Genomic DNA, 16,131 nt, shown 5'->3' on the forward strand with positions numbered 1-16,131 from the left:
AGATGCGTATTCTTTATGGTGTACAAGCTACAGGGAATGGCCATATCACTCGAGCACGCGTGATGGCTCCTGCCTTGGAGAAAGAGGGGGTCGAAGTTGATTATCTCTTTAGTGGTCGAGAGCCTGAGAAGTTATTTAATATGGAGCCCTTTGGTGATTACCAATGCCGAAGAGGTTTAACCTTTTATATGCAGGGTAGTAAGGTTGATCATTGGAAAACGTTTACGAGAAACAATGTTTTTCAACTGTTAAGAGATATTAAGGCGCTCGATCTTACGGGATATGACCTTGTGATCACTGATTTCGAACCGGTAACTGCGTGGGCGGCGAAATTTAAAGGCGTTAAGAGTGTTGGTATTGCTCATCAATATGCTTTTTTGCATGATTTGCCAGATACAAAATCAGGGGCTTTGCTCAAAGCTCAGGTAAAGTCATTTGCGCCAGCTAATATTCCTATTGGTTTGCATTGGGATCGTTTCGATCAAGATATCTGCCCACCATTAATTCAAAAGCCTTTGTTTAGTCCAAGCCTTACCGAGAATAAAGTGGTGGTCTACCTGCCTCATGATAATCTTGAGTCTATGATGACTGTCTTTGAACAATGTAGTCAGGCTCAATTCTTTATCTATTCTTCAGTTGAACAGCCCTTGGATCAAGGCAACTGCCATATAAGGCCTTTTTCGAGAATGGGGTTTCAGCAAGACCTATCTGATTGTGAAGGGGTAATTTGTAACGCCGGTTTTGGTTTGTTAAGTGAAGCTTTGCAATATGGAAAAAAGATAATGGCCTTGCCGCAAAAAGGTCAGGCTGAACAAGAATCCAATGCTGAGGTATTGGAAATCCTTGGTTTAGGTAGAGTCGTAGACGCTTTAGACTGTCAAAAGATAGGAGCTTGGCTTGAATCACCAAAACCAGAACCTTTCTACATTCCTGATGTTGCGACTCCATTAGCTAAATGGATTAAAGCGGGTTGTAATGTATCTATTGAGAATCTTATTGAAGAAACGTGGTTGGCGCAGCCTACTTGCGTAACGGCATAAGGTTTTTAGTAAAGAGAGCGGGAATATTTGTAGGGAAAAAGTAAGGGGTTGCTCCTTCCGTGAAGCAACCCCCTTGCTGGCTTCCATAATCCTTGCGGTCTTTGTCCTAGGGCATCAATGCCATCCTTTCCGCTTATCGAGGCCGTCCTTTGTATTCGTTCCATGAACAGGAGATCCACGTTTCTAATTATGCCTTCTGTCACTGGAAAGGAAATAAGAAAAATTCTTAATTTCATTTGTAAGGTCTAACTCGGGCAATATGCCCGCAGGAATGATCACAATATAAACAAAAAGGGCGCCTCATCCATGAGGCGCCCTTTTCTTTGGCTCCATAATCCTTGCGGTCTTTGTCCTAGGGCATCATGCCATCCTTTCCGCTTATCGAGGCCGTCCTTTATATTCAGTCCGTGAACAGGAGATCCATGAAGCTAATTATGGCTGGAAATATGTAAAAAAAAATAAGAATTATTCTTAATTTCTGTCATCCCGATAACTTCGGGAATAATTCCCGAATAGTGGGAATTGTAGGGGAAGTGGGGAAGTGTAAATAAACAAAAAGGGCGCCTCATCCATTGAGGCGCCCTTTTCTATGGCTTCCATAATCCTTGCGGTCTTTGTCCTAGAGCATCAATGCCATCCTTTCCGCTTTTCGAGGCCTTCCTTGTATTCTTTCCGTGAACAGGAGATCCATGTCATCAAGTATGGCTGGAAATACGGGAAAAGAAATAAGAAAAATTCTTAATTTGAAGAATTCTGTGTTTGATGGGGAAAATGCTTGCTTTGTGTAGAGTGGATACGAAAAGGGCGCCTCTTCCACTGAGGCGCCCTTTTCTATGGCTTCCATAATCCTTGCGGTCTTTGTCCTAGGGCGTCATGCCATCCGTTCCGCTTATCGAGGCCTTCCTTGTATTCTTTCCATGAACAGGAGATCCATGTAACTCATTATGGACGTATATACGCTAAAAAAAATAAGAAAAATTCCTAATTTTTCTTATTTGTATATTTTTTTATCTGATTTTTGTCTAGATGAAGGAGTTTCAGGTGCTTTTCTGGACAGAATACAGGTGAGTCTTTAAACTTGGATTTTGTCTTGGTCGGGGTGCCCTTTGGGGCTGAGAGTAAACCCGTTGAACCTGATCCGGTTTGTTCCGGCGTAGGAAATCGAGATTTCATTTCTATGGATTTATGTATTTTAAATTTGGTTCATGTAGCTCCTGCTATAAGGGGTTATGATGGCTAATATCTATTCCACAATCCCTAATGTGCTTACTATTGCTGGGTCTGATTCCGGTGGTGGTGCAGGTATTCAAGCAGATTTAAAAACCTTCTCAGCAATAGGGGCTTACGGCACATCTGCGATTACCGTTTTAACTGCACAAAACACGCAGTCAGTTAAAAGTATCTATCCTGTTTCGGCTGAATTTTTATTACAGCAGTTAGATGCTGTATTTGATGATATTGAAATCAATGCGGTTAAGACGGGGATGTTGGGTAACTCCGATATGGTTTTGACTGTTGCGTCGTTCTTGAAAAGTAAAAATGTTCCGCTGGTTATTGATCCTGTCATGGTCTCGACAAGTGGGAGCAAGCTTCTGAGCGATGATGGCATTGATGGCTTAGTAAAATATTTGATTCCGATAGCGGACATTATCACGCCTAATCTGCCTGAAGCAGCTGCAATGCTTGGCCAATCTGAACCTAAAGATCGCACGGCTATGGCTGACATGGCTGCTGAATTGCTGGAATTAGGCGCTAAGCAGGTGCTGTTGAAAGGCGGACATTTACAGGGTGAAGAGTGCCCGGACATTTACTATGATGGGCAGAAGTTCATCGAGTTCCTTAGTCCTAGGGTAAATACGAACAACACCCATGGAACAGGGTGCACATTGGCAGCGGCTATTACCGCTTACCTAGCCAAAGGGGAGTCGCCTGCAACGGCGGTAAAACTGGCTAAAGACTATATTACATCTGCTTTGCGAGGGGCGGACAAACTGAACGTGGGTGCAGGTCATGGCCCAGTTAATCATTTTCATGCGTATTGGTCGTAGTTGTATCGACGCTGATGAAAGCAATATAAGAACAGGTTGAACGATGGTAGATAATAATTCAGATCAAAATCAGGCATTGAGCCAGACGGCTAAGGTGGATACAGATTCTGTACAGCCGTTTCCTAAATCACGCAAAGTTTATGTTGAAGGATCTAGACCTGATATTCGTGTTCCAATGCGCGAAATTAGTTTAGATGACACGCCAACAGGTTTTGGTGGTGAGAAAAATGATCCACTTTATGTTTACGACACATCAGGTCCTTACACTGATCCAGAAGTATCTATCGATGTACGTAAAGGTTTGCAGCCTGTTCGTGAGGCTTGGATTCTAGAGCGTGAAGATACCGAGCAGTTGGACAAACTGACTTCTGAATATGGTCGTGTTCGTGAAGCGGATCTGCGCCTTGATGAATTGCGTTTTGAGCTAACGCGTAAGCCACGCCGTGCTCAAGCGGGTAAAAATGTGACGCAGCTGCATTATGCTCGTAAAGGTATTATTACCCCGGAAATGGAATACATTGCGATTCGCGAAAACATGAAGTTAGCGAAAGCAAAGGCGGAAGGTAATGTGGTTGCAGAACAGCATCCTGGTTTTAATTTTGGTGCAAACCTTCCAGAAGAGATTACACCTGAGTTTGTACGTCAGGAAGTAGCTGAAGGCCGTGCGATTATCCCTGCCAATATTAACCACCCTGAAGTTGAGCCGATGATTATCGGTCGTAACTTCTTGGTTAAAATCAACGGTAACATTGGTAACTCTGCTGTAACTTCTTCTATCGAAGAAGAGGTAGAGAAAATGACCTGGGGCACACGTTGGGGTGCAGATACCATCATGGATCTGTCCACAGGTAAGAATATTCATGAAACACGTGAGTGGATCATGCGTAACTCGCCAGTCCCAATTGGTACGGTACCAATCTATCAGGCGCTTGAAAAAGTTAATGGCGTAGCTGAAGATCTAAATTGGGAAGTTTTTAAAGATACGCTTATTGAGCAAGCTGAGCAGGGTGTGGATTACTTCACGATCCATGCGGGTGTACTACTACGCTATGTGCCTATGACTGCTAAGCGTATGACTGGTATCGTATCTCGCGGTGGCTCTATTATGGCGAAGTGGTGCTTGGCGCATCACGAAGAAAACTTCCTATACACACACTTCCGTGAGATCTGTGAAATCTGTCAGGCGTACGATGTATCCTTCTCTTTGGGAGATGGCCTGCGTCCAGGTTCTGTTTATGATGCGAACGATGAAGCTCAGTTTGCAGAGCTAGAAACCCTAGGTGAACTTACTAAGATAGCCTGGGAGTATGATGTTCAGGTAATGATCGAAGGTCCAGGTCACGTACCTATGCATATGATCAAAGAGAACATGGATAAGCAGTTGAAAGAGTGTCACGAAGCGCCTTTCTACACGCTGGGTCCATTGACGACTGATATAGCCCCAGGTTACGACCACATCACATCAGGTATTGGTGCTGCAATGATCGGCTGGTACGGCTGTGCCATGCTATGTTATGTGACGCCTAAAGAGCATCTTGGTTTACCTAACAAGGCTGATGTTAAAGAAGGAATCATCACATATAAGATTGCTGCTCATGCTGCCGATTTGGCTAAAGGCCACCCAGGCGCTCAGATTCGTGATAATGCGATGTCTAAAGCTCGCTTCGAATTCCGTTGGGAAGACCAGTTCAACATTGGTTTGGACCCAGATACGGCGCGTGCTTATCATGATGAGACTTTGCCAAAAGAATCTGCAAAAGTGGCGCACTTCTGCTCTATGTGTGGACCTAAATTCTGCTCTATGAAGATCTCGCAAGAGGTTCGTGAGTTGGATGATGAGGAAGTAGCAGCAATTAATGCCAAAGCTGATCAAGGGATGCAGGAGAAATCAGCTGAATTTAAAGAAACAGGTGCTGAGATCTATCATAAGGTCTAGTCACTGAGTTTAAAAAAAGCCGCTCGTGCGGCTTTTTTCGTATCTAGAGGAATCACTGATGAGTGATGAACTACTTAAATATCTGCTGGTGGGATTATTAGTGTTGTTTGCTTTTATTCCTGTCACCTTAAATGCGATTCGCCGATCCCGCGAAAACCCACCGCCCATGGCAGCAAATGATCGTAAACTATATCGGTTATGGCGTTCTGACCCAGAAGCATATCAGCGCCAATATGGTAAGTTAGATGAAGAGTATGCAAAGGCGCAGGAAGAGAAAGAATCTAAAAAATAGAATTGATGCAAATTCTTATCAGACTAGGTGACAAGCAGGTTTGTAATGCCTGATTTGATCTATATTGCACGGCCTAAAATTTTGATGCTGATTTTCTTGATGTATATCAATAATTGCAGGCCGTTCTCCCTAAATATCCTATAGCGTATACGTTTTCTAGTGGTTAGCATTTATCCCGTTTACCATTAATAATGTGATTTCGCTCTATGTTTAATCGTTTTACGCATTTTGGGGTAAAGAATTCAAACTGTCTGGTCGGTTCTTTTGACTGATGAATGACGGTATTTTTATTCCACTGATCAATAACGTTGCTCTGTTGCTAGCGATGGGTGCGTTGTATGATATTTTTTCTTTTGAACACAAGCGGTTATCTGTTCTTAAGAAAGTTATTAGTGGAATTCTAATCGGTGTAATCGGGATCGCAATTATGTCGATGCCGTTATCCATTGTTAGTGGTGTGTTGATTGATGCGCGCTCCATTCTCCTCTCTGTGACCGGCTTATTTTTTGGTTTTATCCCCACAGTTATTGCTGTAGCGATTACCGTTGCTTTTCGATTGTTCGAAGGTGGTCAAGGCATTTTTGCTGGATTTCTCATTATTGTCAGTTCTTCAGGCCTAGGGTTGTTGTGCCACTATTGGCGGGTGAACCTGAATGAGAGTAAAGCGGTCGCTTGGTGGCAGTTGTATTTATTGGGCGTAGTAGTCCACATCATGATGTTGTTTTCACTGTTGGTGCTTCCGTTTTCGACGGTGGATCTGTTACTGAGCGAGTTAGCATTACCGATTATGCTGATGTTCCCTATAGTGACGGTATTACTCGGGATTTTATTAACGCATCAGATAGAGCGCCGTAAAGCTGAGTTAGCGCTGAAACAGAGTGAATATGAAAGTGATCTTTCCCGGCAAAAATTAGAAGCTATTTTTGCGGCGATTCCTGACCTGTTATTTGAAATGGATAGTCAGGGGCGTTACTACGCTTGTCATAGTGCTAAGAAAGATGAACTGATCGTACCTGAATCTGAATTGATCGGAAAAACGGTATTCGATGTGATGCCTTTCGAAGCGGCAAACACTATGGTGAAGGCGTTGAGTGTTGCTGAAAAGGAAGGCTTATCTCGAGGTTATCAAATACGCTTACCTTTAGCGCAAGGGGAGCGGGAATTCGAATTGTCGGTCTCACTAAAAGAGGGGAGTGATCATGTTTTGCCTCACTTTATTGTGCTTTCCCGAGATGTAACTGAGCGTAAACGTGCGGAAAAAGAACTTCATATAGCAGCCACGGCTTTTGATTCCCAAGAAGGGATGTTAATTACCGATGCTAATCACGCTATTTTGCGAGTGAACAGTGCATTCACGAGAGTAACAGGGTACGAGCCTGACGAAGTGATTGGTAAGAATCCGGCGATTCTACAATCAGGTCAGCATGGTAAGTCATTCTATGAAGAGATGATGGTGCGCCTAAAGGAAGAGAAGTATTGGCAAGGTGAAGTTTGGAATAAGCGTAAGTCCGGTGAGATTTATCCACAGTACCTGACGATTACTGCTGTTCAAGGTGATGGTGGTGAGATTACTAACTATGTGGGTGCCTTTACTGATATTACTCAACGCAAAAAGGACGAGGCAAATATCCACAAGCTTGCATTTTACGATGTCCTTACAGGCTTACCAAATAGACGTTCACTGCAAGAGCGTCTAAGTTGTGCGATTCAATCTTGTCATCTAACAGGCCAGTTTGGGGCAGTATTATTTATAGATCTGGATAACTTTAAAAACCTGAATGACACTCAAGGCCATGATCAAGGTGATTTGTTGTTGATAGAAGTTGCACACAGACTGAATGCCTGTGTTCGTAATGCCGATATGGTGGCTCGTTTAGGCGGGGATGAGTTTATTATCGTATTGGAAAACTTGGGCGTAGGAGAAAGTGTCGCTTTAGCTCAAGTTAGTGAGATTGTGGAAAAGTTGATTGTAGCGGTGCAAGAACAAGTCTCTCTTGAGGGTATTCAATACCACACTGCTTGCAGTGTCGGCATAACGCTGTTTGATAGTAATGATGTGGTAGATAGTGTGATGAAACGTTCTGATATGGCGATGTATCAGGCGAAAGAGTCAGGTAAAAATACCTATAGGTTTTATGATCCAGAAGCTGAAAAAACGCTCTGTAGTATGGCCGCGCTGGAGTTGGATCTACGTAAAGCTTTATCTGAACAGCAGTTAGAGTTGCATTATCAGGCTCAGTACCACAAAGATGAATTGGTTGGCGCTGAAGCGTTGGTGCGGTGGTACCACCCAGAGCGAGGATTGGTTTCACCTGTGGAATTTATTCCTCTTGCAGAAGATACAGGCTTAATTGTGCCTATTGGGGATTGGATTCTATCCCAAGCCTGTCAGCAATTGAAAAAGTGGCAAACCGATCCAAATCTACCCACGTTAAGCCTGGCTGTAAATGTCAGTGCGCGTCAGTTTATGCAGGAGCACTTTGTTGCTGAAGTTGCTGATTGTATCCGGCGCTATGATATTCAACCTGATCTTTTGAAGTTGGAGTTAACCGAGAGCCTTGTTTTGCAAGATATCGAAGATACGGTTGATAAGATGCATCAGCTGCGTAATTTGGGTATTCGTTTCTCTTTAGATGACTTTGGTACAGGGTATTCTTCACTGCTGCATTTGAAACGCTTGCCGTTAGATCAAATTAAAATTGATCGTTCTTTTATTCGTGATGTGATTGAAGACAAAGATGATGCGGAGATTGTTCAAGCAATTATCGCAATGGGTCACAATCTTGGATTAAACGTTATAGCGGAAGGCGTGGAAACTGAGGCGCAGTGTATGTTCCTAGCAGAACATAATTGTGCTGATTACCAAGGCTACTTTTTTGGTAAACCGTTGCCTGTAGATGAATTTGAAACTGCCAGTGCTAAAAAGCGTTTAGCATGCTAAACCTGTAGTGAGGTTTAGTAAGTATTCATCTGCTGATCCCAGAAGCGTTCCAGTTGTCGAAGGTTAGATCTCAATGTCGACATATCGCTTTCTTCCATTAAGCGTTCTGCACTGATCTCTTCCAATTGTTGGTCAAACAGCTCTGCAATCAGGTTGTGGATAGCTAAGCCTTTTTGGCTGAGTTTTATACGTACTGAGCGGAGGTCGTGTTCTGAGCGTTCTTGGTTGATATAACCGTTGCCGACCATTTTCTTTAAGTTATATGAAACATTAGAGCCTAGATAATAGCCTCGCGTTCTTAATTCGCTTGCAGTCATTTCACGATCAGCAATGTTATGAAGTAGGAGGGCTTGAACGCTATTGATATCGGTATAGCCTAAAGCTTCAAGACGAAATTTAAGAATATCAAGGATTCTGCGGTGTAACCGTTCGATCAATCTCAAGCAATCTAGAAAGTCCGTTTTATTGTTTGAATTTAGCTCTGATTGTTGTGAACTCATTGAATTGTAAGCCTTGATATCAATATACGTAACTTAAATAGTAAGCCTGAATCCGTTGTAATAGCAAAGAAAAAGCACATTAATGAGCGTTTGTTTGAGCATAATTCCAAATGCGTATTTAGTAATAACAAATAATGCTGCTACTATTACACTTAGGCTTAATGATATCTGAACTAATCTTATGGGTTGCTCAGATAGTTGAGCCGTTTCCAGCGAATAGATCCTCTCTCGATAAAGGCAAACCAGAAGCAATTCTGGGACGCAAAGTCACAGATCCCTCGTGGATGGCTGGGCTATCGAAAGAGAGATTTTTTATTTCTTCAATGGATGATTCTCCGGTAACTGCCTCTCTACCCATAAAGCCAATTTATGTTTCATGTTCGGCTCAGTTACTTGATCCTTTGCTAAGGCTTGAATTAGACCGTCGTTAACCAGTAAACGATAGATCGCTTTGATTTTATTTGAAGCACTATCTGTTGCTTCAAAATGGCCTGCACCGCGTTTTTCAAAATAGATGCCGCCAATCTTAAGGGCTTCTTTTACCAGCTCTGCTTCATGCTTATGTTTTTTCATAGCCTGTTCCTTAAAGTCCTTATAGATAAATATCTTTTAACTTTGAATCTAAATTTCTAAAAAGACAAGCGATGGTTTTAGTGCTTTGGTGAGGAATGCTTTGTCTTTAACTCAGGCCTGATATACTTGCGGCTTATCAGTATCTAATCCCATTGGCGATCGTATGAAATACAGAATTATTCCGGTTACTCCATTTCAGCAGAATTGTTCCCTTATTTGGTGTGAACAAACCATGAAAGCAGCGGTTGTTGACCCAGGTGGCGATCTTGATCGAATTCTAGCTGCAGCAGATGAAGAGGGTGTTGAAATAGAGAAAATTCTTTTGACCCATGCGCACATCGATCATGCTGGTGGAACAGCTGAATTAGCTGCATCCAAAAAATTACCAATCGAAGGGCCTCATAAAGGCGACTTATTTTGGATTGAAGGCATGGCACAGCAGTGCAATATGTTTAACTTCCCGCCTTGTGAAACCTTTACTCCGGATCGCTGGTTAGATGATGGTGATACTGTTCAGGTAGGTGAATCAACACTAAATGTTATTCACTGCCCAGGTCATACGCCCGGTCACGTTGTGTTTCATCATGTAGAAGATGAGATGGCGCTGGTGGGGGATGTTCTTTTCAATGGTTCTATTGGCCGTACCGACTTTCCTCAAGGGAATCACCAAGAATTGATCGATTCAATTAAATTAAAATTGTTCCCGCTAGGTCAGTCGATCGAATTTATTCCAGGACACGGACCGGGGTCAACCTTTGGTCGCGAGATGCAAAGCAACCCGTATGTTCGATAATTGGTGTTAGCTTACAGAATTATTTGTGCAGTAGTTGCACATGTTCAAATAACTGAGCGTCCAGTTGTTTCTTTTTGTCGATAGTATGTTGTAACGGAGTCTCGGCGATGGCTCCGTTTTTTATGCCAATCATTACATCGTTATAACCACCGCAAAGGTAATCTACAGCTGCGGCTCCTAAGCAGGATGCTAGTACTCGATCATGTCCTGTTGGACGGCCACCTCTTTGTATATGGCCCAAAATGCATACTTTGGGTTGTTGACCATGTTGCTCTAATTGTTTAGCTAAATTGTATGTAAGGCCTGGGGTAGGTCCCTCCGCTACAACAATAATCCCGCTTGATCCTTTGCCTTGGGCGCGATTGTTAGCAAGCTGAAATGAGATAGCGTCTACTTTAACTTCATACTCAGGAATAACGACCAACTCAGCACCACAGGCTATCCCTACATGGGTAGCGATAAAGCCGGAGTTTCGGCCCATGACCTCTACTAAAAACAAACTCTCGTGAGATAGGGCTGTATCACGGATTTTGTCTATAGCATCGAGTGCAGTGTTAACGGCTGTGTCAAAACCAATTGTGTCATCAGTGCCGTAGATATCGTTATCTATAGTGCCAGGCAGACCAATCACACGAATCGAGCTTTCCGAGGCTAGCATGTGAGCTCCAGTTAAAGAGCCATCACCGCCAATGACGACTAGGCTATCAATACCTTTTTTGAGTAAAACTTCGGCGGCCTGATGCCTAACCGCTGGATCAAGAAAAGCTTGGCAGCGATCACTTTTGAGTAATGTCCCTCCTCGTTGAACAATGTTGGTTACAGATGCGGAGTGCATTTCAAATAAATCGCCGATAATTAAGCCGCTGTAACCTTTGTTTACGCCATACACTTGAATGTTTTTATGCAGAGCAGAGCGAACCACGCCTCGAATGGCTGGGTTCATCCCAGGTGAATCCCCTCCGCTGGTAAGCACTGCAATAGCTGTTGGTTTGTCTTCTTCAGTAAGCGTAGTTAACACTGTGGACATAGTATCGAGCCTATTAGGTGCTTTGTCGCATTTAAGTTTAGCGTAATTCCTAAGAGCTCAGATTGTATCTGGATGCAGACTAGTTGATTTTTTTATCAAAGATGAGTGGTCTATCTATGTGATTGAAGGGATATCCACTTTTTTCTATTGGTCTAACAGAATAATCAGTTGAAGTTGTCTCTAAGTATTAGTTCGTATTGATGAAGTGTTCCTAGGCATGTTATCTATCATCAGCCTTTACTTGGTTTGTTGTTTTACCGTCTCTGTTTTTTTGAAACATGCGAGTGGTGATACTAGTATCAAGAGAGATGGGTTTAAAAAAGAGCTCGAAGCAAAGCTCGAATTATAAAAATATAATAGATGGAGTTTGTTATGGTATTTCGTAAGACGGTTACCTCTAGTTTGTTAGCGATGGGTGTTGGTTTGGCTGCCATGGGCGGTTCGACTGCAGCATCAGCACAAGAATTTATCACTATCGGTACAGGCGGGGTAACCGGCGTTTATTACCCTACAGGTGGTTCAATTTGCCGATTGGTGAATAAAAACCGTAAAGATCACGGTATCCGCTGCTCTGTGGAGTCTACAGGCGGTTCTGTTTACAACCTGAATACTATCCGCGCTGGCGAATTGGATATGGGTGTAGCTCAGTCTGATTGGCAGTTCCATGCTTATAATGGCACTAGCAAATTTAAAGATACTGGTGCTAACAAAGATCTACGCGCAGTTTTCTCTGTACACCCTGAGCCTTTCACTGTTGTCGCTCGTGCTGATTCTGGTATCAAAAACTTTGATGACCTTAAAGGTAAGCGTGTAAATATCGGTAACCCAGGTTCTGGTCAGCGCGGTACTATCGAAGTGCTGATGGAAGCTAAAGGCTGGACGATGGATGATTTCGCTTTAACGTCTGAGCTTAAAGCGTCTGAGCAAGCTAGTGCTCTTTGTGACAATAAAATCGATGCCATGGTTTATGTAGTAGGACATCCAAGTGGTGCAATCAAAGAAGCGACAACTTCTTGTGACAGTACGCTTGTAAATGTTGATGGTGCAGCAGTTCAAAAACTGATCAGCGATAACAGTTACTATCGTACAGCAACTGTTCCAGCAGGGATGTATCGCGGTAATGATGCTGATACTCAAACGTTCGGTGTTGGTGCAACGTTTGTATCTTCCGCAAAAGTGCCTGAAAAAGTGGTTTACGAGGTAGTTAAGGCTGTCTTTGAAAACTTCGATACTTTCCGCAAGCTACATCCAGCTTTTGCTAACCTGAAGAAAGAGCAGATGGTTAAAGATGGTTTGTCTGCGCCTCTGCATCCTGGTGCAATTAAGTACTACAAAGAAGCAGGTCTTCTATAAGAGTTGGCTTGATAGGCAACGGGGACTTAATGTCCCCGTTTTGCTTTACGGCTTTAGCTCAGGCTTGGCTCTACAAAACTATTATAAGCTGTTTAAAACGGTGATTGTGTGACGGATAATCAGAACAGTTCTTCGGCTAGCATTTCCCAAGAAGTACAGGAGATGGTTGCTCAGGCAGATTCTGGGGCGCGTGCTCCAGAAGGGCTTCCTGGTAAATTGCTATGGGGTGTAGCGCTTTGCTGGGCTCTTTTTCAGCTTTGGTATGCTTCGCCTCTACCTTTTATGCTCGATTTTGGTGTATTCAATGATACTCAGGCTCGAGCCATTCATCTTAGCTTTGCAGTCTTTTTGGCATATACCGCATTTCCAGCATTTAAACGATCTTCTAGATCGGTTGTGCCATGGCATGATTGGATTTTTGCTGGAGTGGCAGCGTTTGCCGCAAGTTACTTAGTCATTTTTCACGCAGAGCTAGCTGGACGGGCGGGTGCACCAATAACAATGGATATTGTTGTTGCCGTCAGCGGTATGATTTTGTTGTTGGAGGCGACAAGAAGGGCGTTAGGGCCACCATTGATGGTCGTGGCTGGCATCTTCATGCTGTATACCTTTGCTGGACCTTATATGCCGGATGTTATTTCGCATAAAGGTGCAAGTTTAAATAAGGCTATGTCGCATCAATGGCTAACCTCCGAAGGTGTATTTGGGGTTGCGCTTGGGGTATCGACAGGCTTTGTGTTTCTGTTTGTTTTATTTGGTGCTTTGCTGGATAAAGCGGGCGCTGGCAATTATTTCACCCAAGTGTCCTTTTCACTATTAGGGCATATGCGCGGCGGTCCTGCGAAAGCTGCTGTTGTTTCCTCCGGCTTGAGTGGGTTGGTCTCAGGCTCATCTATAGCCAATGTAGTAACTACAGGTACTTTTACTATCCCGCTGATGAAGCGTGTAGGTTTTCCAGGGTATAAAGCAGGTGCGGTTGAGGTTGCTGCTTCAACCAATGGTCAGTTAACACCGCCAATTATGGGTGCGGCAGCATTCTTGATGGTGGAGTTTGTTGGTATTTCTTATATCGAAGTAATTCAGCATGCAATCCTACCCGCGCTGATTTCTTATATCGCTTTGATCTACATTGTTCATTTAGAAGCGGTAAAGGCTGGAATGAAAGGCTTACCGACTCGAAATCATGCCACGTTGGCACAAAAGCTGTCAGTGTGGGCAATGATTATCGTGGGTGTATGTGTCATATCATTGACCGTGTATCACGGATTAGGTTGGACTAAGAGTTACATGGGGAATTGGTCATATCTAATTGCTGGTCTTGTGATTCTTATAGCATATATTGGGCTTGTACGATATGCGGCTAAGTTTCCTGATCTGCATATGGACGATCCGAATTCTGAAGTTGTAATGCTGCCAGAAGTAGGGCCTACAGTTAAATCAGGTTTGTACTATCTCCTACCCGTTGTTGTGCTGGTTTGGTGTTTAACGGTTGAACGATTTTCGCCAGGTTTGTCTGCTTTCTGGGCAACGGTGTTTATGATCTTCATTGTGTTAACCCATAAGCCAATCAAAACCTATTTCAGAGAGCCTATCGCTTGGAGTAGCCAGATAGTGCATGGCGTCGAAGATCTATTGAATGGTCTTGTTGGCGGCGCAAGAAATATGATTGGTATTGGTGTGGCAACTGCTGCAGCGGGTATTGTCGTAGGTACAGTCACTTTGACAGGTCTAGGGCAAATGATGACTGAGTTTGTGGAGTTTATCTCAGGCGGTAGTATCTTTTTGATGCTGTTGTTTACTGCGATTATCAGTTTGATATTAGGTATGGGTTTACCAACTACAGCAAACTACATCGTAGTGTCATCGTTAATGGCTCCAGTTATAGTGACGCTTGGTGCTGAAAATGGCTTGATCGTGCCCTTAATTGCTGTTCATTTATTTGTATTTTACTTTGGTATTCTCGCGGATGATACACCACCTGTTGGCTTAGCGGCGTTTGCAGGTGCCGCGATAGCGCAATCAGACCCTATTAAGACGGGTGTTCAAGGTTTTACCTATGATATTCGTACAGCGGTATTGCCGTTTATGTTTATCTTCAATACTGAATTGATATTGATAGGTATCGAAGGGCCAATGCACCTTCTGCTTACTATCTTTGGCGCATTGGTGGCAATGTTAGTGTTTGCAGCGGCGACACAAGGATACTGGATAGTGAAAACTCGTTGGTATGAAACCGTTCTGTTATTGGCTATCGCGTTCTTGATGTTCAGGCCAGGAGCAATATGGGATGAAATTTATCCTGCTATTGAGCAAGTATCCCCAACCAAGCTAGAGCAAGTCGCAGAAGATATGCCGAATGGTAGACCGTTAAGAATGATTGTGGCGGGTGAAACTATTGATGGTGATTTTGTGAATAAAACGGTTGAGTTGCCGCTAGCCAATGAAGGTACAGGCGCTGAGAAAATCGAAGCTGCAGGACTAATGTTAAGGGAAGAGGGTGAGCGTGTAATTGTCGACCTCGTTACCTTTGATTCAGATGCTCAGAAAGTAGGCTTGGATTTCGATTGGGAGATCAAAACACTTGAGGTAGAGGCCGATCGACCACCGAAACAGCTAGTGTGGATTCCAGTGTTGCTACTACTAATAGCAATGGGATGGATGCAAAACAGACGCCGTAAGGCAGAACAGGGTTGCTAAACAATGTTTAAAAAAATATTGGTACCACTAGACCTTCAAGACGGGAAAGCTGTTGAGCAAACGTTGCAGACTGTAAAAGAATACATAGATGAAAGTGTCGAGCTTCATTTGATGACTATTCTATCAGGCTATCAAATGCCAATGGTGGCGTCATACTTTCCTAAAGGTGCAGTTGAGAAGGCATTGGAGGCTATGCGTAAAGAGCTGCAAACGATCGGTGCAAAAGCTTTAGATAATAGAGGCTTTGAAGTTGATGTTAGAGAGGGTAAAGCGCACAAAGAGATTGTTAGGCGTGCTAAAGAAATAGGGGCAGATCTAATTATCATGAGTGCGCAAAAGCACGGAACTGTTGAAAAGGTGATGCTGGGTTCTGTTACTGCAAAGGTAACGGAGCGAGCAAAATGCTCTGTCCTAGTATTAAAAGACTAAATTAAGGTCTAAGTAAAAGGCGTTGAGGTAAAACTCAGCGCCTTTTTTGTATCTGTTGGCTACTATTTAAACGCTACTGATCAACCCTTGATCGATTTATGGTGTTTTGTAAGTTTTTTTCAACTTTTTTCGCTTTTTTTAAGATTGGGTGTTGACCCTTTTTCAGATGTCTGTAGAATTCGCCGTCCTTGCTTAGGGAGGCCGCCAAAACGGGGCTGATTGAGCTAAGCGAGGTGCTTAGTAAGTGATTGAAAACATTGGTTTTTCAGATTGCTTACGGAGCAGGATTCAAAGTCCGGTTGCTGAGTAAAAAATTTTACAAAATTGCAAAATAAACGGTTGACTTTGAATGAGCGCACAGTAGAATATGCGCCTCGCTTGAGACGAAACGCTGAGTCAGCGGAGAGTCAAAAAAGCAACGCTCTTTAACAATTTGATCAGATAATTCGTGTGGGCGCTTGTTGAGAAGAAGCAAACTTTTTCTAGACAAGCAACCAAGTGA

Annotated in this window: 12 protein-coding genes and 2 riboswitches; of the genes, 9 read left to right on the plus strand and 3 right to left on the minus strand. The window is 43.3% G+C overall.

Going from position 1 to position 16,131, the window contains the following annotated elements; all coding sequences use genetic code 11:
* The first annotated feature begins 2 nt into the window (after positions 1–2).
* The 5 genes from ACMXYN_RS03320 (at position 3) to ACMXYN_RS03340 (ending at position 8,257) form a co-directional block, all read left to right on the plus strand.
* Entirely contained in the window at positions 3–1,040 is a 1,038-nt protein-coding gene (locus ACMXYN_RS03320) for an MJ1255/VC2487 family glycosyltransferase (protein WP_415893485.1), read from the plus strand.
* Positions 1,041–2,125: 1,085 nt separating this feature from the next.
* Positions 2,126–2,217, plus strand: a riboswitch (TPP riboswitch).
* 55 nt (positions 2,218–2,272) lie between these two features.
* Positions 2,273–3,088, plus strand: coding sequence for a bifunctional hydroxymethylpyrimidine kinase/phosphomethylpyrimidine kinase (thiD, locus tag ACMXYN_RS03325; protein WP_415893486.1), 816 nt, complete (start codon positions 2,273–2,275; stop codon positions 3,086–3,088).
* 43 nt (positions 3,089–3,131) lie between these two features.
* Complete coding sequence (gene thiC, locus ACMXYN_RS03330; protein WP_415893487.1) at positions 3,132–5,024, plus strand: phosphomethylpyrimidine synthase ThiC; 1,893 nt, start codon at positions 3,132–3,134, stop codon at positions 5,022–5,024.
* A 58-nt stretch (positions 5,025–5,082) separates the two neighbouring features.
* Entirely contained in the window at positions 5,083–5,316 is a 234-nt protein-coding gene (locus ACMXYN_RS03335) for a hypothetical protein (RefSeq protein WP_415893488.1), read from the plus strand.
* A gap of 271 nt (positions 5,317–5,587) precedes the next feature.
* Positions 5,588–8,257 (plus strand): EAL domain-containing protein, encoded by a 2,670-nt coding sequence (locus tag ACMXYN_RS03340; RefSeq protein WP_415893489.1) that lies wholly within the window; start codon positions 5,588–5,590, stop codon positions 8,255–8,257.
* Positions 8,258–8,271: 14 nt separating this feature from the next.
* Here ACMXYN_RS03340 and ACMXYN_RS03345 read toward each other — a convergent pair whose 3' ends face one another.
* Both ACMXYN_RS03345 and ACMXYN_RS03350 read right to left on the minus strand, forming a co-directional pair.
* Entirely contained in the window at positions 8,272–8,757 is a 486-nt protein-coding gene (locus ACMXYN_RS03345) for a MarR family winged helix-turn-helix transcriptional regulator (protein WP_415893490.1), read from the minus strand.
* 226 nt (positions 8,758–8,983) lie between these two features.
* A riboswitch (cyclic di-GMP riboswitch) is annotated at positions 8,984–9,058 on the plus strand.
* Positions 9,059–9,069: 11 nt separating this feature from the next.
* The gene (locus tag ACMXYN_RS03350) at positions 9,070–9,330 is read right to left on the minus strand and encodes a DUF5062 family protein (RefSeq protein WP_415889057.1); all 261 of its coding nucleotides are present in this window, start codon (positions 9,328–9,330) and stop codon (positions 9,070–9,072) included.
* A 163-nt stretch (positions 9,331–9,493) separates the two neighbouring features.
* On the opposite strand from ACMXYN_RS03350, the gene ACMXYN_RS03355 reads away from it, so the two are divergent.
* On the plus strand, positions 9,494–10,123 hold the full coding sequence (locus ACMXYN_RS03355) for an MBL fold metallo-hydrolase (RefSeq protein WP_415893491.1): 630 nt from the start codon (positions 9,494–9,496) through the stop codon (positions 10,121–10,123).
* Between the two features lie 19 nt (positions 10,124–10,142).
* Here ACMXYN_RS03355 and pfkA read toward each other — a convergent pair whose 3' ends face one another.
* Positions 10,143–11,150 (minus strand): 6-phosphofructokinase, encoded by a 1,008-nt coding sequence (gene pfkA, locus ACMXYN_RS03360; RefSeq protein WP_415893492.1) that lies wholly within the window; start codon positions 11,148–11,150, stop codon positions 10,143–10,145.
* 372 nt (positions 11,151–11,522) lie between these two features.
* Between pfkA and ACMXYN_RS03365 the strand changes: the two genes are divergently transcribed.
* The 3 genes from ACMXYN_RS03365 (at position 11,523) to ACMXYN_RS03375 (ending at position 15,629) form a co-directional block, all read left to right on the plus strand.
* A complete protein-coding gene (locus tag ACMXYN_RS03365; RefSeq protein ID WP_415893493.1) occupies positions 11,523–12,503 on the plus strand; it encodes a TAXI family TRAP transporter solute-binding subunit in 981 nt (326 codons plus the stop codon).
* A 162-nt stretch (positions 12,504–12,665) separates the two neighbouring features.
* The gene (locus ACMXYN_RS03370; protein ID WP_415894460.1) at positions 12,666–15,200 is read left to right on the plus strand and encodes a TRAP transporter permease; all 2,535 of its coding nucleotides are present in this window, start codon (positions 12,666–12,668) and stop codon (positions 15,198–15,200) included.
* Positions 15,201–15,203: 3 nt separating this feature from the next.
* Complete coding sequence (locus ACMXYN_RS03375) at positions 15,204–15,629, plus strand: universal stress protein (protein WP_415893494.1); 426 nt, start codon at positions 15,204–15,206, stop codon at positions 15,627–15,629.
* Positions 15,630–16,131 lie beyond the last annotated feature (502 nt).

This window comes from Neptuniibacter sp. PT8_73, assembly GCF_047778045.1.
GTDB lineage: Bacteria > Pseudomonadota > Gammaproteobacteria > Pseudomonadales > Balneatricaceae > Neptuniibacter.